This is a genomic window from Pedobacter sp. 10L46_2, from assembly GCF_056395165.1.
In genome coordinates this window covers 1-4,441 of the sequence record NZ_JBFTIZ010000339.1, presented here as the reverse complement: position 1 = coordinate 4,441, position 4,441 = coordinate 1, and the positions used below count along the sequence as shown (strand labels likewise).

Annotated in this window: 4 protein-coding genes and 2 pseudogenes; 5 read left to right on the top strand and 1 reads right to left on the bottom strand. The window is 37.6% G+C overall.

What is annotated here, in order from left to right:
- From AC1DDX_RS24345 to AC1DDX_RS24330, 4 genes and pseudogenes are all read left to right on the top strand, one after another.
- Positions 1–385, top strand: a pseudogene (locus AC1DDX_RS24345) (SusC/RagA family TonB-linked outer membrane protein); the annotation flags it as partial.
- Positions 386–395: 10 nt separating this feature from the next.
- On the top strand, positions 396–1,799 hold the full coding sequence (locus AC1DDX_RS24340; protein WP_288882126.1) for a RagB/SusD family nutrient uptake outer membrane protein: 1,404 nt from the start codon (positions 396–398) through the stop codon (positions 1,797–1,799).
- Between the two features lie 10 nt (positions 1,800–1,809).
- A complete protein-coding gene (locus AC1DDX_RS24335; protein WP_172661438.1) occupies positions 1,810–2,835 on the top strand; it encodes an isoaspartyl peptidase/L-asparaginase family protein in 1,026 nt (341 codons plus the stop codon).
- On the top strand, positions 2,832–3,707 hold the full coding sequence (locus AC1DDX_RS24330) for a cyanophycinase (protein WP_246269599.1): 876 nt from the start codon (positions 2,832–2,834) through the stop codon (positions 3,705–3,707). The genes AC1DDX_RS24335 and AC1DDX_RS24330 overlap by 4 nt, the downstream gene beginning before the upstream one ends.
- A gap of 17 nt (positions 3,708–3,724) precedes the next feature.
- Here the strand turns inward: AC1DDX_RS24330 and AC1DDX_RS24325 are convergent, their stop codons facing one another.
- Positions 3,725–4,204, bottom strand: a complete 480-nt coding sequence (locus tag AC1DDX_RS24325; protein ID WP_172661437.1) for an ABC transporter ATPase — start codon at positions 4,202–4,204, stop codon at positions 3,725–3,727.
- 51 nt (positions 4,205–4,255) lie between these two features.
- On the opposite strand from AC1DDX_RS24325, the pseudogene AC1DDX_RS24320 reads away from it, so the two are divergent.
- Positions 4,256–4,441: pseudogene (locus AC1DDX_RS24320) on the top strand (hypothetical protein); the annotation flags it as partial.

Here is a 4,441-nt window from a genome sequence, read left to right as displayed (position 1 = left end):
CAGATACAATAATGAGGATTATTACAATGAAAATCCAAGTTTTGGAACAAGTGGACAATCAGTAAGGATGCTTTATAACAGGTGGAAAAAAGAGGGAGATCAGGCTCTTTTACCAAGATATGGTGCGAAAAGAAGTTATTCATCTAAGGATATTCAGGATGCCTCTTATATCAGACTGAGAAATGTGAATTTGAATTATTCACTGCCAAAAAAATTATTAGCGGGTACTAAATTCATCAGCGGTGTAACCGTATTTGCTCAGGCCAGTAATCTTGTTACATGGACAAAGTGGAAGGGTTTTGATCCCGAGGATAATAATGGGGAAGCCATGTTTGATTATCCAAGTTCAAGGACATATACCTTTGGTTTAAATGTTAATTTCTAATTGTACAATCATGTTAAAATATTATAGTAATAAACTTTCTCTTTGTGTCATTTTCCTGATTGCCTTTTTAGCAGCGTCCTGCACTAAGGAGCTGGATTTAAAACCATCCGATACAATTGATGACTCAAAAGCATTTCAAACAGTTTCAGATCTTAACGGAGGTTTAATTGGAGCTTATGCTTCATTAGGCGCCTCAACAATAACCAATGTATCTCTTACTTCTGATGAATGTACCTTGCCAAGTGAAAATAGCACTGGCCGTGGTGTATCTACCTATCGGTGGCAGTATGATGGAAGTAACGGTACAATTACGGCAGGTTGGGAAAACAACTACATTTCTATTGACAGGGTAAATCGTGTGCTTGCCTATGTGGATAAGGTAAAGTCAAAATCATCAGAAGAGGGACTTAAAAATCAATATAAAGGAGAGTTATTGGCGCTTAGGGCATATTGCCACTTTGAGTTACTTAGAAACTTTGCTTCTAAATACGAAGCTTCTGCAATGGGAGTGCCGTATATGGAGGTATCAGAGGTTTCCAATCCCGGCAGATTAACTTTTGCAGAATCTATAAACAAAATTAAATCTGATCTTTTAGCGGCAAAAGGGCTAATCCCTTCAGATTTTGATGACAATACCAGAATCACCCTAAATGCAGTTTCTGCAATGCAGGCCAGGGTAGCGCTATATGAAAAAAATTGGGATGATGCTATTAAATACAGCACAGAGGCGATTAATGCAACACCTTTAGCAGGTATCAATGACTTTTCTGATATCTGGAAAGATAAAACAGATGACGAAGTGATATGGAAACTGAAAAGAGTAGCTGGAGATAGTCGCCTTGGTGATTTCTATTATGATATTAAAAATATCGTTGTATATGCTCCCGCTTTTGAATTGATAAATACCTATGACAAGGTTAATGATGTAAGGTACCCTGTCTACGTGAAATTTGATGATACGCGTGGTGCAGGTAAATCTAAATATAGTGTAAACAAATATCTTGAGGGAAGTTCGGGCTTGCCAAATCTTACTGATGTAAAACTTTACAGAACTGGGGAAATGTACCTGATTAGAGCTGAAGCTTATGCCGAAAAAAATAACATTCAGTTGTCGGCACAAGATTTGAATGCACTAAGGGAGGCCAGAATTAAGAATTATGCAGATGTTTCCTTTACAGATAAATCAACTTTGTTAACGGCCGTTGTTTTAGAAAGATACAAAGAACTTGCTTTTGAAGGTCATAGATTTTTTGACCTAAGAAGAAACAATTTACCAATAACTCGCGAGCCTGCGGATGCAATTAATGCTTTGGGTGCAATCAATTTAACCACTGCAAATAAAGAATATGCTTATCCTATTCCTAACGCAGAAATTAAAGCCAATTCTAACGTTAAACAGAACCCATTATATTAAACGGAATACTATGAACTATAAGCTTAATTATTACTTTTCTATTTTACTGCTGCTTGCATCTTTGAATTTACAGGCACAAAAGAAATATGTATTAGTTGTGCATGGGGGTGCCGGAACAATTCTAAAGAAGAGCATGACCCCGGAAAAGGAGGCTGCATATACTGCAGCATTAACAAAGGCTTTACAGCAGGGCTATGATGCTATTAAATCAGGTAAAACGAGTCTGGATGCAGTTGAAGCAGCAATACGTGTACTTGAAGATTCGCCACTCTTTAATGCCGGTAAGGGGGCAGTTTTTACGCACGATGGTAAAAATGAAATGGATGCTGCAATTATGGAAGGCAAAAGTTTAAAAGCAGGAGCCGTTGCGGGAGTAAGTGTAATCCGTAATCCAATTACCGCTGCAAGGGCAGTGATGGAAAAATCTGAACATGTAATGATGGTGAGCAGGGGAGCTGAGCAGTTTGCGAAGCAGTGCGGAGTTGAAATAGTTGATCCTAAATATTTTTATACTAAAGAACGTTGGGATGGTTTGCAGGAAGCTATAAAAGAAGATTCTGTGAAAGCTGTGCTTGATCATGGTAATAAAAAATCTTTGAAGCTGGGAACGATAAATAGAGATTATAAATTCGGGACAGTTGGTGCTGTGGCACTTGACAAGATGGGTAATCTTGCTGCTGGAACCTCAACGGGTGGAATGACGAACAAAAAGTATGGGCGAGTTGGTGATTCTCCAATTATCGGTGCAGGTACTTATGCTAATAATCTGACTGCTGGTATCTCATGTACAGGCTGGGGTGAGTTTTATATCAGAAGTGTAGTAGCCTATGATGTTTCAGCTATGATGGAGTATAGAAATCTATCGGTAGCGGATGCATCAAAGAAGGCGCTTGATAAAATGGAAAAGCTAGGTGGAGACGGTGGACTAATAGCGCTTGACAAAAATGGGAACGTGGCGATGCCCTTTAATACGGAAGGAATGTACAGAGGTACTGTAACAGAAGATGGTAAAATAGAAGTATTGATTTATAAATGATGGTCTTAAATATTTTAGAGAAAGCAAGGTTAAAGCAAGTTTTTGTTTTTGCACTCATGTTGTGTAGCTATTCTTCAATTGCGCAACAAAAAACTTCACCAAAGGGAAGTTTATTTATAATCGGGGGAGGTTCCCGTTCTCCGGAATTGGTGCAGAAATTAATTAAAACCGCAAATTTGGGTCCCAAAGATTATATGATAGTTCTCCCTATGTCTAGTGGTGATCCTATCGGTTCTTTTAATGCCATTAAAGAAGAGCTTTCTGCTCAGGCAGCAAATAGTATCGGATATCTTAATTTTACTGCTGAAAGCGCTGGTAATAAGCAATTGCTTGATTCCTTATCAGGTGCAAAACTTATTTTTATAACGGGTGGCGATCAAAGCCGCTTTATGAAGGTTGTACTAAATACTCCGATTTATAAAGCGATCCATCAGGCATATAATAACGGTGCAACTGTAGCAGGAACGAGCGCCGGTGCTGCAGTGATGAGTAAGTATATGATCACTGGCAATCAGTTGGCAGGAGACACTATTTATAGGGAAACTTTTAATAAACTAGTTGATAAGAACATTGAATTTGAGCAGGGCTTGGGTCTGCTTAATTCAGTTATTATTGATCAGCATTTTATTAAAAGAAGCAGGTTTAACAGGCTTCTTTCTGCATTGGCAGCGCACCCTACTTTTGATTGTGTTGGCATTGACGAAGGTACGGCGATAATAGTACAAGGGAAGAAGATTGAGGTTGCGGGAGTTAGTCAGGTACTAAGAATAGCAGATCCTAAAAACTTGAAAACCACAAAAACAGGACATATAAAAATGGAGAGCCTTCGCTTTAATATGTTTACAGAAGGGGATGTGTTTTACGTAAAATAGCTAATATTGTATGCTGGTTACAGTAAATGTGCAAACACTTTACTGTGCCAGCTTTGTTCAAATGGTATTTGCCATTTCGTTTCAAACTCCTGTAATGTTTGTACCATGTTGTTAAATACAATAGTCTGCGGGCCTATTGCTTTTATATTTACTAACGTTTCAAAGTCTTCTTTGTTAGTAACAATAACCTTGTCTTCTAACTTATAGGCCATATTGAATCTATCAAACAGATCTACTTTGTATTCCTGCTCAATTTCCTTCATTATTCTTACAGATGAATCTATAGAGCAACCGGTAACCCCTGCAGAAGCTTCATCAACAAAAAACACAATAAAGAAATTGTATAATATTTCTGCCTTCGCATTTAGTTGATGGCCATGTGCTTTCCATTGTACAGTAAAATCATTTAATCTTTCCTGTATTGCCTGCACCTCGTCATTTGTAAATGCGCGGTTACTTTGGTATATCCAAATTCTGGATTGTGGAGAAAAACTCATAAATCAAAAATACAAAAATAATTAACTTGATGATGTTAAATGCTTAACGCCATGAAAAAGTTTACATTAAACTTGAAAATATGCCTCACATTAGCAATGTGCCTTCTTTTCATGGGGTTTTCTAAGCTTGAATTACTTGATGAACAAACTGATTATATCCAGCAATTGCTTGTGAGCCACTATAATGAGGAGCTCGAAACATCACAAATAAAGCATTACGAACTTAATGTTACTAAC